Below are 13,225 nucleotides of genomic sequence, written 5' to 3'. Positions count from 1 at the left end.
GATAACCTTCGTCGGCGACGCCGGCACGCTCCCGCTGTTCGCGGCCATCGTGATCAACAACGTTCCCGAGGGGATCGGCGGGGCCTCGGACATGCGCTCGGGTGGCTTCTCGACCACCGCGATCCTCGTTCTCTGGACCACAACGGGGATCGTGCTCTCGCTCACCGTCGTCGCCGGCAGCGTCTTCCTCCGCGAAGCGTCGCCGGCAGCGCTCGCGGTGGTCCGGTCGTTCGCCGGCGGTGCCGTCCTCGCCACGCTCGCCGACGCCACGATGCCCGAGGCGTTCGAGGAGGGCGGCCCGGCGGTCGCGATCGCCACCGCCGTCGGGTTCCTCCTGACGTTCGCCCTGACGCTGGTGTAGACGCCGCCACGGCACGCCATTGGCGGGAGCGCCGCCCCGTCCTCACCGTGGCCGTACTGCAGGGAGGAGACTCGCTGCGACGAGAGTGAGAAGGACGAACATCACGATGAGCAACAGCACGCTCCGCTGGGCGGTCTCCATCGCCGTCCGGACGACATCGAGCAGTTGCTCGCGCGTCGCTGGTGGGAGCTGGTTGACGAACGCCTCTTGCTGAGCCTGTGTCGTCGCATCGAGCCGATCCTCGAGCGCCACGACCAGCTGTCGTCGCTCGTCGCCGGAGACCGACGATCCCGTCGCGAATCGCGTCACGCCGTCGACGACGCTTCCGTAAAATCCGGCGAGCAGGAACGAGCCGGCGACGGCCGTCCCGAACGCGTACCCGAGCTGGCTCAGCGAGTTGATGACGCCCGACGCGACCGAGGCCTCAGAGGACGGCACCGCCGACATGGTGAGATCGACGAGCTGGCCCGTGAACAGCCCGAGACCGACGCCGATCACCGCCATCGGCAGTGCCATCTCGAGGAGCGTGAGATCGAGGTCCGTCAGCGAAACGAGGAGCAACAGTCCGCCGCCCATCAGCACGATCCCGCCCTGGACGATGTGCTTCGGCGCGACGTACGCGCGCCAGCCAGTCGAAATCGTCGTCACGAGCAGCGTCACGACCGAGAACGGGAGGAGCGCGAGCCCGGTCTCGAACGCCGAGTAGCCGAGCGCCGACTGGAGAAAGACCGGCATCGAGAACAGGAACCCCGAGAGAAAGAGTGACTCGGCGGCGAAGGTGGCGATCCCGGCGGCGAACGTCCGATTGCGGAGCACGTCCGGCGGGATCAGCAGCGGGCGACCGGTACGCGCTTGGCGCTGCTCCCACTGGACGAACACGGCGAGCAACGCCACCCCGATCGCGATCGACCAGATCGCGGGCGAGAACCCCAATGGTTCGATCCGTACCCCGCTCACGACGACCGGGCGCAACGGGCGCACCCAGCCGTACCGACCGGCGAGCAGGGTCCCACCGATGATCGTGACCGCACCGAGGATCGACAGCACTGTGCCGCCGACGTCGATCGCCACACGACGATCGCTCGGCTGAGAGTCGAGATAGCGAGTCAACGCGAGCACCACGAGCACGATGCCGAATTCGCCGAACATCCCCCATCGCCACGTGGCGAACGTCGTGAGGATCCCGCCGATCATCGGTCCGATGGCGATGCCGACCGCCGTCACGCCGCCGATCGCACCGAAGGCTTTGGTTCGGGCGCTGTCCGCGTAGTTCTCGACGATGATGGAGTAGGTGATCGGGAGGAGGAGCGCAGCGGCGATCCCCTCGATTATCGACCAGCCGACGAAGAGCGTGAGCATGTTCGGGCTGGCCCCTGCGAGCAGCGTCCCGATGCTGTAAATCACGAGCGCGATCACGAGCAGCCGTTTCGTATCGACGACCGATCTGAGCGCTCCACCCGGGATGATGAGTGCGGCCATCACCATCGAGTACACCGCGATCGCGCCGTGCATCGCACTCACCGTGGTGTTCAGGTCCTGTACGATCGATGGGACGGCGACGTTCATCATCGACATATCGAGGACACCGAGGAACAGGGCCGTGCCGGCGACGATCGCTGGAGCCCAAAATTCGAACCCGGAGCCGGACTCCCGTTTCACCGAACCGGTCTCGGTCATCCGTCTACAATTTCTAGCGAGTGATAAAAATCCGCGTGTCGTTTCACACCTCTCACAGCACGGGGCAGACTCTGGATCCGACGAACAGTTTCACCGAGTCTCCACGAGTGGATTCTCGACTTAAGCAGTCTTGGAACACGATCTCGATACCGGAGTTATCCGGACGAAGGCGATCCAGCATCGCGAACGGCGATATCGACCACACAGTAGCTCTCGGAACCAGTCGTGCTGTCGGCACGTTGGATGCTGTTCGCTTACGACCGCCGGTCGTTCCGATACACCGGCCGAAGATCCGTTGCGTCCGTGTTGTAGCCGAGCCACACGCTGAGCACCACCGCCGCGGCCACGAGATACAGCGGGAACAGGAGTACCAACGAGTAGCCTGCCAGGAGCAGCGCGATCGTCCCCGTCCAGTAGAGGAATCCGATCCCCGTGAGCCCGACCAGCGCCGCAGCTATCATTCCTGTCCTGAAGGCGTACTCGGCGGCTGGTCCGGGCGAGTGTTTCGGCGCGACCATCTGCGTGGGCTTACGTTACGGAGCCGAATAAACAGTCGCCGAAGATTCGCTGTCATCGACTCCGGGTTTTTATATACTACGGATAAGATATCGGTAGCAGAACAGATGCCGCTGGATTATCTCGATCTCCGACGATATTCCTCCCGGGCGGTGCTGTTCGTCGGTGTGGTAGCCTTGGTGCTCTTCAGCGCAAGCTATCTGGTTGATGTTCGCATCATCGTCGAAAACCCCAACTACGGCGACGTAACTGCCGGAGTGAGAACTCTTTGGCGTGTCATACTCGGCATCACGACGGTCGGTTCGTTTGCGATCGGCATCTACAATCTCACCACCGATGGCAACGGCGACAGCGGACCGTCGACGGGGTTCAAAATCGAAGGGGAGGGGCACGATGTCGATGTCCATCTACACTGGTCGAGAGAGCGACGAGAGCGCGTCGGTGGGGAGAGTGAGCCAGTCCAAGAAGAATCTGACGACGACAGTTCACATCCCGGCGAAAAAGGAGACGCAGGAACGGACGCGGAAGGCGAGGAGCAGACAGACACTACTCGAGGGTGACTTGTCGACCGAGCCATTCTCTGGCAGCAGCGGACAGCATAGCGTCCCACGAATTGAAACCGGTGTGGTCGTCTATGTACCGATCGAACTCGTCTTCGGGAATGTGTTCGAAATCGTCCTGCGTCTCGACCGTCCACGGACTCCGTTCAAAGAACGTCTCTATCGAGTCGTACTCGGTGTGCGTCCGCATGAAGTCGCTCGTGAATAACTCATCGAACGAAACCGTGTTCTCTCCATCGACTGACGCCGCGTTCTCCCCGAGCTGGTCGAGTCTGTCTGCCAGTTCTTCGAACCCCTCGATCTCGACACTCATACTGGTGTCTCCGCTGCACAAATACATAAGTGCCGGGGCACCGAGCTTCACACCGTTCATCGACGATATTGTATCGAACGTTTGTTCGACAGCAATACGTTCATCAGCGCCACCCAACCGAGGTCCGCTCAGGGGAGTTCGATCTCGATGTCGTGTTGCTGGCTCGCTGCCTTCACGGTGTTGTACAGGAGCATCGCACGGGTCATCGGACCGACGCCACCCGGGACGGGCGTGATCGCTCCCGCGACCTCTCGCGCGCTCTCGAAGTCGACGTCGCCGACGAGTTCGGAGTCCCCCTCGTCCGTCTCCACGTGGTTGACACCGACGTCGATCACGGTCGCACCTTCCTTCAACATCGAGCCATCGATGAACTCCGGGACGCCCACAGCGGCGACGACGATGTCGGCGTCGCCGAGCTTCGCGGCGAGATCCTGGGTCCGGGAGTGACAGACGGTCGTGGTGGCGTTCCCGAACGGTGCTTTCTGGATCAGGAGGTTCGCCATCGGCTTGCCGACGATGTCCGACCGACCGACCACCACCGCGTCGGCCCCCTCGGTCTCGATGTCGTACGCTTCGAGGAGCTTCTGGATGCCGTGGGGCGTGCAGGGTTTGAATCGGGCGTCGCCGGCGACGAGTCGGCCGACGTTCTCGGGGTGGAACCCGTCGACGTCCTTCGCGGGGCGGGTTCGACGGAGGACTTCGCGGTCGTCGACGTGGTCGGGCACCGGCATCTGGACGAGGATGCCGTTGATCGCGTCCTCGGCGTTCAGCTCGTCGACGGTGTCGTAGAGCTCTGCGGCGGGCGCGTCGGGATCGATTTCGATGTCGTGGGCTGCGATCCCGACTTCCTCGCAGTCTTGCTGTTTCATCGAGACGTACGTCTTGCTCGCGTCGTCGTCGCTCATCAGCACGGTCGCAAGCCCCGGCTGGACGCCAGCCTCGTCGAGAGTGTCCACACACTCGGCGACGCCGTCCCGGATCTCGCTCGCGACCGCCTCGCCGTCGATGATCTCGGTCATGAATCGAGGTCGACGAGTCACGGCAAAAGCGTTCGGGATCGGTAGTTGCGCCCACTAAGTGCGATCGATCCAGCAGACCAGATCTCGACCGATCGGCGTGACACTCTGTCGGCGGGATTTCCTCCGAATGAGTGGCCGAAACCGACAGAGGAAACCGGAATTCGACGGGCGATTTCATGACTGTGGCTTCGGCAGTATAAACGGGTGTGGTAGTCCACCCCGTCGTTTAATCCGGCGGGAACGGCGAGTATCACTATGAGCACAGAGAGTACACTGCCGGAGAGCGCCGGGACCGTCGTCGTGGGTGCGGGCTGTGTCGGCTGCTCGGCGGCGTATCATCTCGCCGAACGCGGTCGCGAGGACGTCGTCGTTCTCGATCGCGGACCGCTGTTCGAGACCGGCGGCTCCACGTCGCACGCCCCCGGACTGGTGTTCCAGACCGCCGGCGGGAAAATGATGACCGAGATGGCGGCGTACACCCGAGAGCTCTACACCGATCTCGACAGCTACCGGATGTCGGGCGGGATCGAGGTCGCGTACACCGAGGATCGATGGAACTTCCTGAAGCGAAAGCGCGAGTGGGGCCAGTCATACGGCCTCGAAGGCGGCGACCTCCTCTCGCCGGAGTCGGTCGCCGAGCACGTTCCTCAGATCGATTCGAGTGTGATCCACGGCGGGTACTACCTTTCGTCCGACGGGAAGGCCCACGCCGTCGACGCCTCGCGGGCGATGGCCGAGCGCGCAAGCGAACTCGCCGGCCACGAGTTCTACGGGAACACTCTCGTCACGGACATCGAAACGGCCGAGGGCGCGGTGCAGGCGGTCGTCACCGATCAGGGGCGGATCGAGTGCGACGACCTCCTCGTCGCGACCAACATCTGGGGCCCGCTCTTCGGCGATATGGTCGACAGGGATATTCCGCTCGTGCCCTGCTCGCACCAGTATCTCGTGAGCGACTCGATCGACGAACTCGCGGGTGCGGAGGAGGAGATCGAACAGCCGATGCTTCGCCACCAGGATTACTCGCTCTACTTCCGCCAGCACGGCGACTCCTATGGCGTGGGGTCGTACAACCACGAACCGCTGCTCGTCGACCCCGAGGACATCTACGGTCCCGAGAAACTCGACGACCTCGGGCTGGAGTACCCCTCCCTGCGGGAGTTCACCGCCACCCACTTCTACGAGAACACCCATCCCGACCACGACAAGAGCGCGTACGACGCCGCCCGCGAACTCGTGCCGGCGTTCGACGACGACTCGTGGGAGACCGAGATGAACGGAATGTTCTGTTTCACGCCCGACGGCATGCCGATCCTCGGGCCCGACGAGGACACGGATGGCCTCTGGTGGTCGCTCGCGATCTGGGTCACCCAGTCGGGCGGCGCGGGCGACATCGTCGCCGCGTGGATGGACGAGGGTACGCCGCGCCTCGACGGCGAGCGCGTGAACGCCGGTCCGGCCCACATCAGCCGGTTCCAATCGCACGCCGGTAGTCGGGAGTACACCTACGGCCGCGGGGCTCAGCAGTACCAGGAGGTCTACCAGCTCATCCACCCGCGCGAGCAGCCCGAGGACCAGCGCGCGCTCCGGCGGAGCCCGTTCTACGACCGGCAGGCCGACCTCGGCGCGGAGTTCTACGATACGGATGGGTGGGAGGTCCCCCAGTGGTACGAATCGAACGAATCCCTCCTGAGCGAGTACGACGTTCCCGACCGCTCCGACTGGCTCGCGCGCAACTGGTCGAAGGCCCAGGGCGTCGAACATCAGGCCGTCCGGGACCGGGTCGCGATGTTCGACATGACCACCTTCACCGGGATCGAGGTCGACGGAGAGGGCACTCAGGAGTTCCTTCAGGGCCTGCTGACGAACGACATGGACTGCTCGGTGGGACGGATGCGCTACGCCACGATGTTGAACGAGGACGGCGGGATCCTCGCGGATCTGACCGTCGCGCGGCTCGGGGACGAACGCTATCTGTTGACCACGGGTGGCGGCAACTCCGCGACGCTGCACTCCCGGTGGATCAAAGAGCACGCGCCCGATTCGGTATCGATCACGATCCACGATTCGAGTCGGTCGGGGATCGGCGTGTTCGGTCCGGAATCCCGGAACCTGCTCCAGCCGCTGGTCGAGGTCGACCTCTCGGACGACGCCTTCCCCTTCTACTCCGTCGAGGAAACCTACCTGGGGAGCCTGCCGGTGACGATGCTCCGGCTTTCCTACGCCGGTGAACTCGGCTGGGAGCTCTACACGCCCACCGAGTACGGCGCGCAGCTCTGGGACACGATCTGGGAGGCAGGTCAGGAGTACGATGTCGTGCCGATGGGGTGGGAAGCGCTCGACTCCACCAGTTTAGAAAAGGGCTACCGGTTGTGGGGGACCGACGTCACGCCGGAGTACAACCCCTACGAGGCGGGGATCGGGTTCGCGGTCGATCTCGACACCGAGTTCGTGGGGAAAGACGCGATCGTGGCGGCGCGCGAGGACGGCATCGACGAGAAGCTCGTGCCGATCACGCTCGACGACACCGGTGAGATCGTCGACGCGGGTCATCCGGTTCTCGATGGCGACGACGTGATCGGCTACGGCTGTCGGGCTGACTACGGCTACACGATCGACGCCGGGATCGTCTACGCGTACCTTCCGACGAGCTACGCCGAGCCGGGGACCGACGTAACTATCAGCTACGAGGACGAACGGTATGCAGCAACCGTGCGCCAAGAACCACTGTTCGATCCCGACATGGACCGGATGCTCCGTTGAGATGAGTCGAAACGCCGAGCCCACCGTCACGTTCGCCGAGATCGAAGCGGCCCGCGATCGGCTCGACGACGAGTCGGTCGTGAAATCGACGCCGGTCGAGCGAAGCACCTCACTCGACGATGTCACCGGTGGCGAGGTCCATCTCAAGATGGAACACCTCCAGTGGACGGGGTCGTTCAAGCCTCGCGGCGCGTACAACAAGGTTTCACAGCTCGTCGCCGAGGGTGGGACGGAGCGCGTCGTCGCCGCGAGCGCCGGCAACCACGCCCAGGGAGTCGCGCTCGCGGCGACGAAACTCGGGATGGATTCGACGATCGTGATGCCGAAGGCCGCCCCGCAGGCGAAGGTCGACGCGACTCGCGAGTACGGTGCGACGGTCGAGCTCGTCGGCCAGGACTTCCAGGCGGCGATGAGCCACGCCGAGGGTCTCGTTGCAGACGACGAAACGGCGTTCGTCCACGCCTACGACGATCCCGCGATCGTCGCCGGACAGGGCACGCTCGGGATCGAGATGGTCGAGGACTGCCCCGACGTGGACACCGTGGTGGTGCCGATCGGCGGCGGCGGACTCATTTCGGGGATCGCGACGGCGTACAGCGAACTCTCGCCCGAAACGCGCGTCGTGGGCGTCCAGGCGGAGGGAGCCGCGACCGTTCCGGATAGTCTCGATAAAGGAATTCCACAGACCCTCGACTCCGTCGACACCATCGCCGACGGGATCGCCACCGGAGGAATCTCCGAACTGACGCTCTCGCTCGTCGAGGAACACGTCGACGAGATCGTTACCGTCACCGACGGGGAAATCGCGCGGGCGATCTTGCTCCTCTTGGAGCGGGCGAAACAGGTCGTCGAGGGTGCGGGTGCAGCGTCGGTCGCCGCCGTCCTCAGCGACGATCTCGACGTCGAGGACGAGCGCGTCCTCGCGCTGCTGTGTGGCGGAAACCTCGACATGACGATGCTTCAGACTGTGCTGGTCCACGCGCTCACCGATCGCGAACAGCTGCTCCGACTGCGCGTGCGGATCGACGACCAGCCGGGCAAGATGCGTGAGGTTTCCGGGGTGATCGCCGACCACGACGCCAACATTCAAACGGTCCGCCACGACCGCTCGGCCCCCGAACTCGACGTGGGCGAGGCCCACCTCGTCTTCGAGGTCGAGACCAGCGGCGCGAGCCACGCTCGCACCATCATCCGGACGATCCGCGATCACGGGTACGAGGTCAGACACGTCAATGCCTGAGCCAGGCGACTCTCAGCGCACACGCGATCATGGACGAGGACGGCGTACCGGTTAAAAACATCCCCATAGTTCATTACGAAGCCTTAACCCAGTCTCTGTGATAGCATGACACGGACTTTCGTGGTATGATGGCTCACGGCGTGGTTGACGGTGTGAACGTAGGCGGGCACGAAAGTAGCTGACTCGACCACGCCCAACAAAACCACCAACACAGTGATACCAATCATGAGAGAACTGTACGAGACCGGCGACGCGTTCAGCGAAAGGCAGACCCATGGCTAGCTCCGACGACACTACCGGCGAAATGTCTGATGGATTGCAAGTAGAGCTGTTCCACCCGGACTCCGACCGGGAGGTAGGAGACACCAACAAGGAGCTGCTCGGCGGGCGGTTCGACATCCATCCTATCGTCTTCCCCGGCGCGCTACTGCTGATCGTGCTGTTCATCGCGGTCACCGTCATACTGGGCGACCAAGCCGCGGGCGCGTTCGCCGCGACCAAGTCGTTCATCGAGTCGACGTTCGGCTGGTTCTATCTGCTGGCGGTGAACGTTTTCCTGATCACGATCGTGTACTTCGCGGTTAGCAAGTACGGGTCGATCAGGATCGGCGGCGTGGAGGCCGAAAAAGAGTTCAGCACGTTCGCGTGGATGGCGATGCTGTTCAGCGCCGGCATGGGGATCGGACTCATGTTCTTCAGCGTGACCGAACCGGTGGTGTACTTCAACAGTCCGCCGGCCTTCTTCGGTGCCGAAGCCGGGACAGCGGCGGCGGGCACGGCGGCGCTGGCACAGACGTTCTTCCACTGGGGACTCTCCCCGTGGGCTATTTATGGGTTGGTCGGCCTCGGGTTGGCCTTCTTTTCGTTCAATCGCGGCCTACCGCTGACGTTCCGATCGATCTTCTGGCCGCTGCTCGGCGACCGCATCTACGGCTGGCCGGGCCACATCATCGACCTCGTGTCGGTGTTCGCCACCCTGTTCGGCCTGTGTACCTCGCTCGGCCTCGGGGTCGCGCAGGTGAACTCCGGCATCTCCTACGTGGGCGGCGATATGCTCGGGATCATCGACATCCCGATCACCACGGCAATACAGATCGTGCTCATCGCGGGCATCACCCTCATCGCGGTGATGTCGGTCGCAGCCGGCCTCGACGGTGGCGTCAAGCGGCTGAGCACGGTCAACCTCTACCTGATGCTCCTCCTGCTCGGGTTCCTGTTCATCGTCGGCCCGACGCTGTTCATCGTCGGTTCGATGGCGGAGGGGCTCGGGGCGTACATCGGTAACTTCCTCTCGCTGAGTCTCTTCACCGGCACCCTCGGTGCGACAGCTGGAAACACGCTCGATTCGACCGTCTCGGGGTGGACCGTCTTCTACTGGGGCTGGTGGATCGCGTGGTCGCCGTTCGTCGGGATGTTCATCGCGCGCATCTCGAAGGGCCGTACGGTGCGAGAGTTCGTGCTCGGTGTGTTGGTCCTGCCGACGCTGTTCTCGGTCGTCTGGCTCTCGACGTTCGGCGGGAGCGCCCTGGCGACGGCGCTGCAAGGGAGCGGGGGCGGGGCAATCATGAGCGCGTACAGCTCGATGGAATACGCCACGTTCGAGACGCTCGGGATGTTCATCATGCTCGAGCAGTATCCGCTCGGTGCCATCTCGGGCATTCTCGCGACGCTGCTCGTGGTCACCTTCTTCGTCACGTCGTCGGACTCGGGATCGCTGGTCATCGACCACCTGACCTCGGGCGGCAAGCACGACGTGCCGCGCGCCCAGCGGGTCTTCTGGGCGACCACCGAGGGGATCGTCGCGGCGGTGTTGCTCTGGGGCGGCGGCCTCACTGGCCTTCAGGCGGCGGCCATCTCGACCGGCCTGCCGTTCGCCGTCATCCTCCTCGTGATGTGCTATACGGTCTATCTGGGACTCGATAACGAGTACACGATCCTCGAATCCGAGGCGTTCCGCGAGCAGATCGACCAGATCAGCGATCAGGAAGACGTGGCCGTGGATCGCACTGGCGGGGACGTGGTGACCGGCGTCTCCGACGGGGGTGACACCACGTCGGACGACTGATTCTCGACCCGATCCATTCGTTCTCTTTCGGTTCCGTTCGTTCGACTGTCCTGCTACGATTCGGCGGGACGGTCCACGACTCACGCGATGTCCCATCGAACGGCTGGTGCAGCGATCGCTCAGTAGTAGTCCCACTCGTCGTCGCCACGGCCCCGCTCCACGTCCTCGTCGTCCATGTCGTCACTTGCCTCGTCCGGCCACGAGATGCCATCACCGGTCACGCTCTGATAGACGACCCCCCCGAACGCGACCAGCAGGAGGACCAACACGAGCGTTGCGGCGGCCGTCACAGCCCACGTGGCCTGTCCGAGGACCGCGACCGTAACCGCGACAGAGAACACCTGCATCACGATGTGTACCATGTGAAAACGAGTACAGCCATCGATATGAACATTGTCACATGTCAACTTACCACGCGAGTGCGACTGACCACGTCCACTCGCTGTTCTCTCGGTGACTGTTCAGGTGTCGTCCTCGGTAGCGGGCGCTCGCGAAGCGTGGATCCACTCCCGTGTCGGCCCGCCGATCCCGATCGAGACGAGGAGAACCCAAACAGCCAGGCTCGCGGCAGCCGCCGGCAGGAGCCACGCGCTCGCGCCGAGCACTGCCCCCACGACGAGCCCGTACCACGGGCGGCGTTCGCCGACGAGTTCGGTGAGACGCGCGCCGACAACCGTCAGTCCGAGCCCCGCGAGACCAACTACCCCGACGGCGACCGCTGCGCCCGCTCCGGCGGCGACGAGCCTGTTGGCGCTGAGTCGGGTCACCTGACCGAAGAAATACACGCCGAAGAACAGCACGCACGCGTGTGCCGTCACGCCGTAAACCGTCGACACCGCGGGGCGTTCCATCGAGGAATCGACGGACTGGTCGACGAATCCGTCGAACCGCCACAGCAGGAAGCCGCCGAACAGCATCACGAACACGAACGCACCGATCGCTCGGGCGGGTGGTGCGTCGACCACCGCGGTCGGATCGATGGCCTGGACACTGCTCGCACCGGAACCGACCGCGTCCACCACACTCGCCCTGCGATCGGGGTCCATGGTGGTTCGGTACCTGCTCCGGCCGGAAGATCCTATCGGCGGTCGTGCGGTCGACGGTCTCCGCTGTCCTTCCGTCGGCGCAGATGCGAGCCGTGAGCCGGCGGGAACCGCTCGAAATCGGCGATGGTCTCGCCGTCCGTTCGGCCGCCCACGTTCGGCGAATGGGCGTGTGCCTTATTACCAGGGTTCGCGTAGCAGTCGCTGAGAAACGATCGTTCAAGAGACACCATTCTCGGACGTCTCAAGTGGCTCGCAGACCGGCTGATTGCACCCCTCCGGACCGACGACGACCTCGAAAACTTCCGGCTGTCGATCCCGGAGGCCCAGACCACGACGGTCGAGGGGGCCGTTGGATGGCACGAGCGCCCGCCAGCCACCCTCCAGTGTCCGCGGTGTGAGAACGAGATCTACCAAGCGGGGGGCATGGACCCGATCGACTGCCCCCGATGTGTCGCCGAGTTCACCCGCCACGCGTTTCCGAACCTCGAACTGCTCACGCTTCACTGCCCCGTCTGCAACGATCACATGCGACACGGACGGCGGCATCCGAACGCGTACGACGTCCCCGAGTGGGCTACGTGTCGAAACTGTCATTACCACTGGGAGTTCGAGGATTTCTAACGATGATCGGTACTCGACCGGCGATCCGTACTCCGTCGATCCGATCGCCGACACGCACGCTCATGGAGTGGCGGTCGTGAACACCGTCGCGCTGGCGCTGGCGATCGTGGCGACCGTGCTGATGGTGGGTGGCGCACTGGTGATGACGTCGGGGAACTTCGGCGTCGCCGGGGCGCTGTTCCTGGCCGCAAGCATCGTCATCTACCTCCGGGAGCGGCGGGTGTAGCTCACGTCGTCGTTTCCGGACGACTACACTACACCACACCACACCGCAGCACCACCTCTCCTTGTGGATTCACGGGACGGGTATCGTGAGATCAATCACGACCGCTGCGGTAGCGCCGGACGATTGCCGTCGTTCGTCGCTCCATCGTCCCACCGCGGTGGAAGCGTTCACGCTTGGCATCGCGACAGCAGCGACGCTCGGTCTCGCCGGTCTCTGGCTGCTCATCGTCGTGTCTCCGCAGCGTGTGGCGCGGGGACGACAAGGCCGCAGTCGATACAGCGCTGTCCTGAGATCGGACCGTCGGCTCCGCTCCACCCGACTGCCCATCCGCCGTCAGGAGTCGACGAATCGACTGCGTGCTTCGCTCTCGCTTAGTTTGGTCGAGATCACCGGAACGGTCGACAGTCGCACGACTTTCTCGGCGATAGTGCCGAGCAGCGCGCCGAATCGGCCCTGATAGCCGGTCCCCATCACGATCGCATCGACGCCCTCGTCGTCGGCGTATTTGACGATCTCCTCGTGGATCGTGCCGCTTTTGATCGCGGTGATACACTCGACGCCGGCATCGCTTGCCATCTCGTCCACCTCTCCGGTGACGCGCTCACCGTACTCCTGATACTCCCTGCGGACCTGCTCTTCGTCGTCCCTGATCGAGAGCGCCCGAGGCACACCCGGCAGATCCATCACGTACAGCGTGTGGACGGTCGCGCCGAGCGTCCCCGCGAGCTCGATCCCGTGCTGGGCCGCCTTCCGCGCCTCGTCGCTCCCGTCGGTCGGAATGAGAACCGTATCATACATTGTTTATCCACAAAGAACAC

The 13,225-nt window shown here is 64.1% G+C and carries 13 protein-coding genes; 6 read left to right on the top strand and 7 right to left on the bottom strand.

What is annotated here, in order from left to right; genetic code table 11:
* Positions 1–361: hypothetical protein (locus C450_RS22100; RefSeq protein WP_005043473.1), on the top strand; the 361-nt coding region annotated here is incomplete at its 5' end.
* 42 nt (positions 362–403) lie between these two features.
* Here C450_RS22100 and C450_RS11080 read toward each other — a convergent pair.
* Complete coding sequence (locus tag C450_RS11080; RefSeq protein ID WP_005043472.1) at positions 404–2,038, bottom strand: MFS transporter; 1,635 nt, start codon at positions 2,036–2,038, stop codon at positions 404–406.
* A gap of 254 nt (positions 2,039–2,292) precedes the next feature.
* The gene (locus C450_RS11075; RefSeq protein WP_005043470.1) at positions 2,293–2,556 is read right to left on the bottom strand and encodes a hypothetical protein; all 264 of its coding nucleotides are present in this window, start codon (positions 2,554–2,556) and stop codon (positions 2,293–2,295) included.
* A 150-nt stretch (positions 2,557–2,706) separates the two neighbouring features.
* Between C450_RS11075 and C450_RS11070 the strand changes: the two genes are divergently transcribed.
* Positions 2,707–3,114 carry a hypothetical protein gene (locus C450_RS11070; protein ID WP_152424477.1) on the top strand — a complete coding sequence of 136 codons (408 nt, stop codon included), beginning with the start codon at positions 2,707–2,709 and terminating at the stop codon, positions 3,112–3,114.
* On the opposite strand, the gene C450_RS11065 is transcribed toward C450_RS11070, so the two are convergent.
* Positions 3,101–3,487: a hypothetical protein gene (locus C450_RS11065; protein WP_005043468.1), complete on the bottom strand. Its 387-nt coding sequence runs from the start codon at positions 3,485–3,487 to the stop codon at positions 3,101–3,103. The genes C450_RS11070 and C450_RS11065 overlap by 14 nt on opposite strands.
* 68 nt (positions 3,488–3,555) lie before the next feature.
* Positions 3,556–4,446, bottom strand: coding sequence for a bifunctional 5,10-methylene-tetrahydrofolate dehydrogenase/5,10-methylene-tetrahydrofolate cyclohydrolase (locus tag C450_RS11060; protein ID WP_005043467.1), 891 nt, complete (start codon positions 4,444–4,446; stop codon positions 3,556–3,558).
* Between the two features lie 255 nt (positions 4,447–4,701).
* Here C450_RS11060 and C450_RS11055 point away from each other — a divergent pair, with 255 nt between their 5' ends.
* From C450_RS11055 to C450_RS11045, 3 genes are all read left to right on the top strand, one after another.
* A complete protein-coding gene (locus C450_RS11055) occupies positions 4,702–7,209 on the top strand; it encodes a GcvT family protein (RefSeq protein WP_005043466.1) in 2,508 nt (835 codons plus the stop codon).
* 1 nt (position 7,210) lies between these two features.
* Complete coding sequence (ilvA, locus tag C450_RS11050; RefSeq protein WP_005043464.1) at positions 7,211–8,449, top strand: threonine ammonia-lyase; 1,239 nt, start codon at positions 7,211–7,213, stop codon at positions 8,447–8,449.
* Positions 8,450–8,723: 274 nt separating this feature from the next.
* Positions 8,724–10,514, top strand: a complete 1,791-nt coding sequence (locus C450_RS11045) for a BCCT family transporter (RefSeq protein ID WP_005043463.1) — start codon at positions 8,724–8,726, stop codon at positions 10,512–10,514.
* A gap of 119 nt (positions 10,515–10,633) precedes the next feature.
* On the opposite strand, the gene C450_RS11040 is transcribed toward C450_RS11045, so the two are convergent.
* A complete protein-coding gene (locus tag C450_RS11040; protein WP_005043461.1) occupies positions 10,634–10,876 on the bottom strand; it encodes a hypothetical protein in 243 nt (80 codons plus the stop codon).
* Between the two features lie 99 nt (positions 10,877–10,975).
* Positions 10,976–11,560, bottom strand: coding sequence for a hypothetical protein (locus C450_RS11035; RefSeq protein WP_005043459.1), 585 nt, complete (start codon positions 11,558–11,560; stop codon positions 10,976–10,978).
* A gap of 697 nt (positions 11,561–12,257) precedes the next feature.
* On the opposite strand from C450_RS11035, the gene C450_RS22095 reads away from it, so the two are divergent.
* Complete coding sequence (locus C450_RS22095; protein ID WP_206536849.1) at positions 12,258–12,407, top strand: hypothetical protein; 150 nt, start codon at positions 12,258–12,260, stop codon at positions 12,405–12,407.
* Between the two features lie 333 nt (positions 12,408–12,740).
* Here the strand turns inward: C450_RS22095 and C450_RS11025 are convergent, their stop codons facing one another.
* Positions 12,741–13,205, bottom strand: coding sequence for a universal stress protein (locus C450_RS11025; protein WP_005043456.1), 465 nt, complete (start codon positions 13,203–13,205; stop codon positions 12,741–12,743).
* Positions 13,206–13,225: the final 20 nt, after the last annotated feature.

Origin of the sequence: Halococcus salifodinae DSM 8989, assembly GCF_000336935.1 — an archaeon.
In the GTDB taxonomy this organism is placed as follows: Archaea; Halobacteriota; Halobacteria; order Halobacteriales; family Halococcaceae; genus Halococcus; species Halococcus salifodinae.
Note: the sequence above shows the minus strand (reverse complement) of the source record. Positions and strands in the feature narration are given on the sequence as shown.

Bases quoted from the DNA above. Each gene is read 5' to 3' on its own strand.
- C450_RS11080 (WP_005043472.1), bottom strand. From the start codon at position 2,038: ATGACCGAGACCGGTTCGGTGAAACGGGAGTCCGGCTCCGGGTTCGAA.
- C450_RS11075 (WP_005043470.1), bottom strand. From the start codon at position 2,556: ATGGTCGCGCCGAAACACTCGCCCGGACCAGCCGCCGAGTACGCCTTC.
- C450_RS11065 (WP_005043468.1), bottom strand. From the start codon at position 3,487: ATGAACGGTGTGAAGCTCGGTGCCCCGGCACTTATGTATTTGTGCAGC.
- C450_RS11060 (WP_005043467.1), bottom strand. From the start codon at position 4,446: ATGACCGAGATCATCGACGGCGAGGCGGTCGCGAGCGAGATCCGGGAC.
- C450_RS11055 (WP_005043466.1), top strand. From the start codon at position 4,702: ATGAGCACAGAGAGTACACTGCCGGAGAGCGCCGGGACCGTCGTCGTG.
- ilvA (WP_005043464.1), top strand. From the start codon at position 7,211: ATGAGTCGAAACGCCGAGCCCACCGTCACGTTCGCCGAGATCGAAGCG.
- C450_RS11045 (WP_005043463.1), top strand. From the start codon at position 8,724: ATGGCTAGCTCCGACGACACTACCGGCGAAATGTCTGATGGATTGCAA.
- C450_RS11040 (WP_005043461.1), bottom strand. From the start codon at position 10,876: ATGGTACACATCGTGATGCAGGTGTTCTCTGTCGCGGTTACGGTCGCG.
- C450_RS11035 (WP_005043459.1), bottom strand. From the start codon at position 11,560: ATGGACCCCGATCGCAGGGCGAGTGTGGTGGACGCGGTCGGTTCCGGT.
- C450_RS11025 (WP_005043456.1), bottom strand. From the start codon at position 13,205: ATGTATGATACGGTTCTCATTCCGACCGACGGGAGCGACGAGGCGCGG.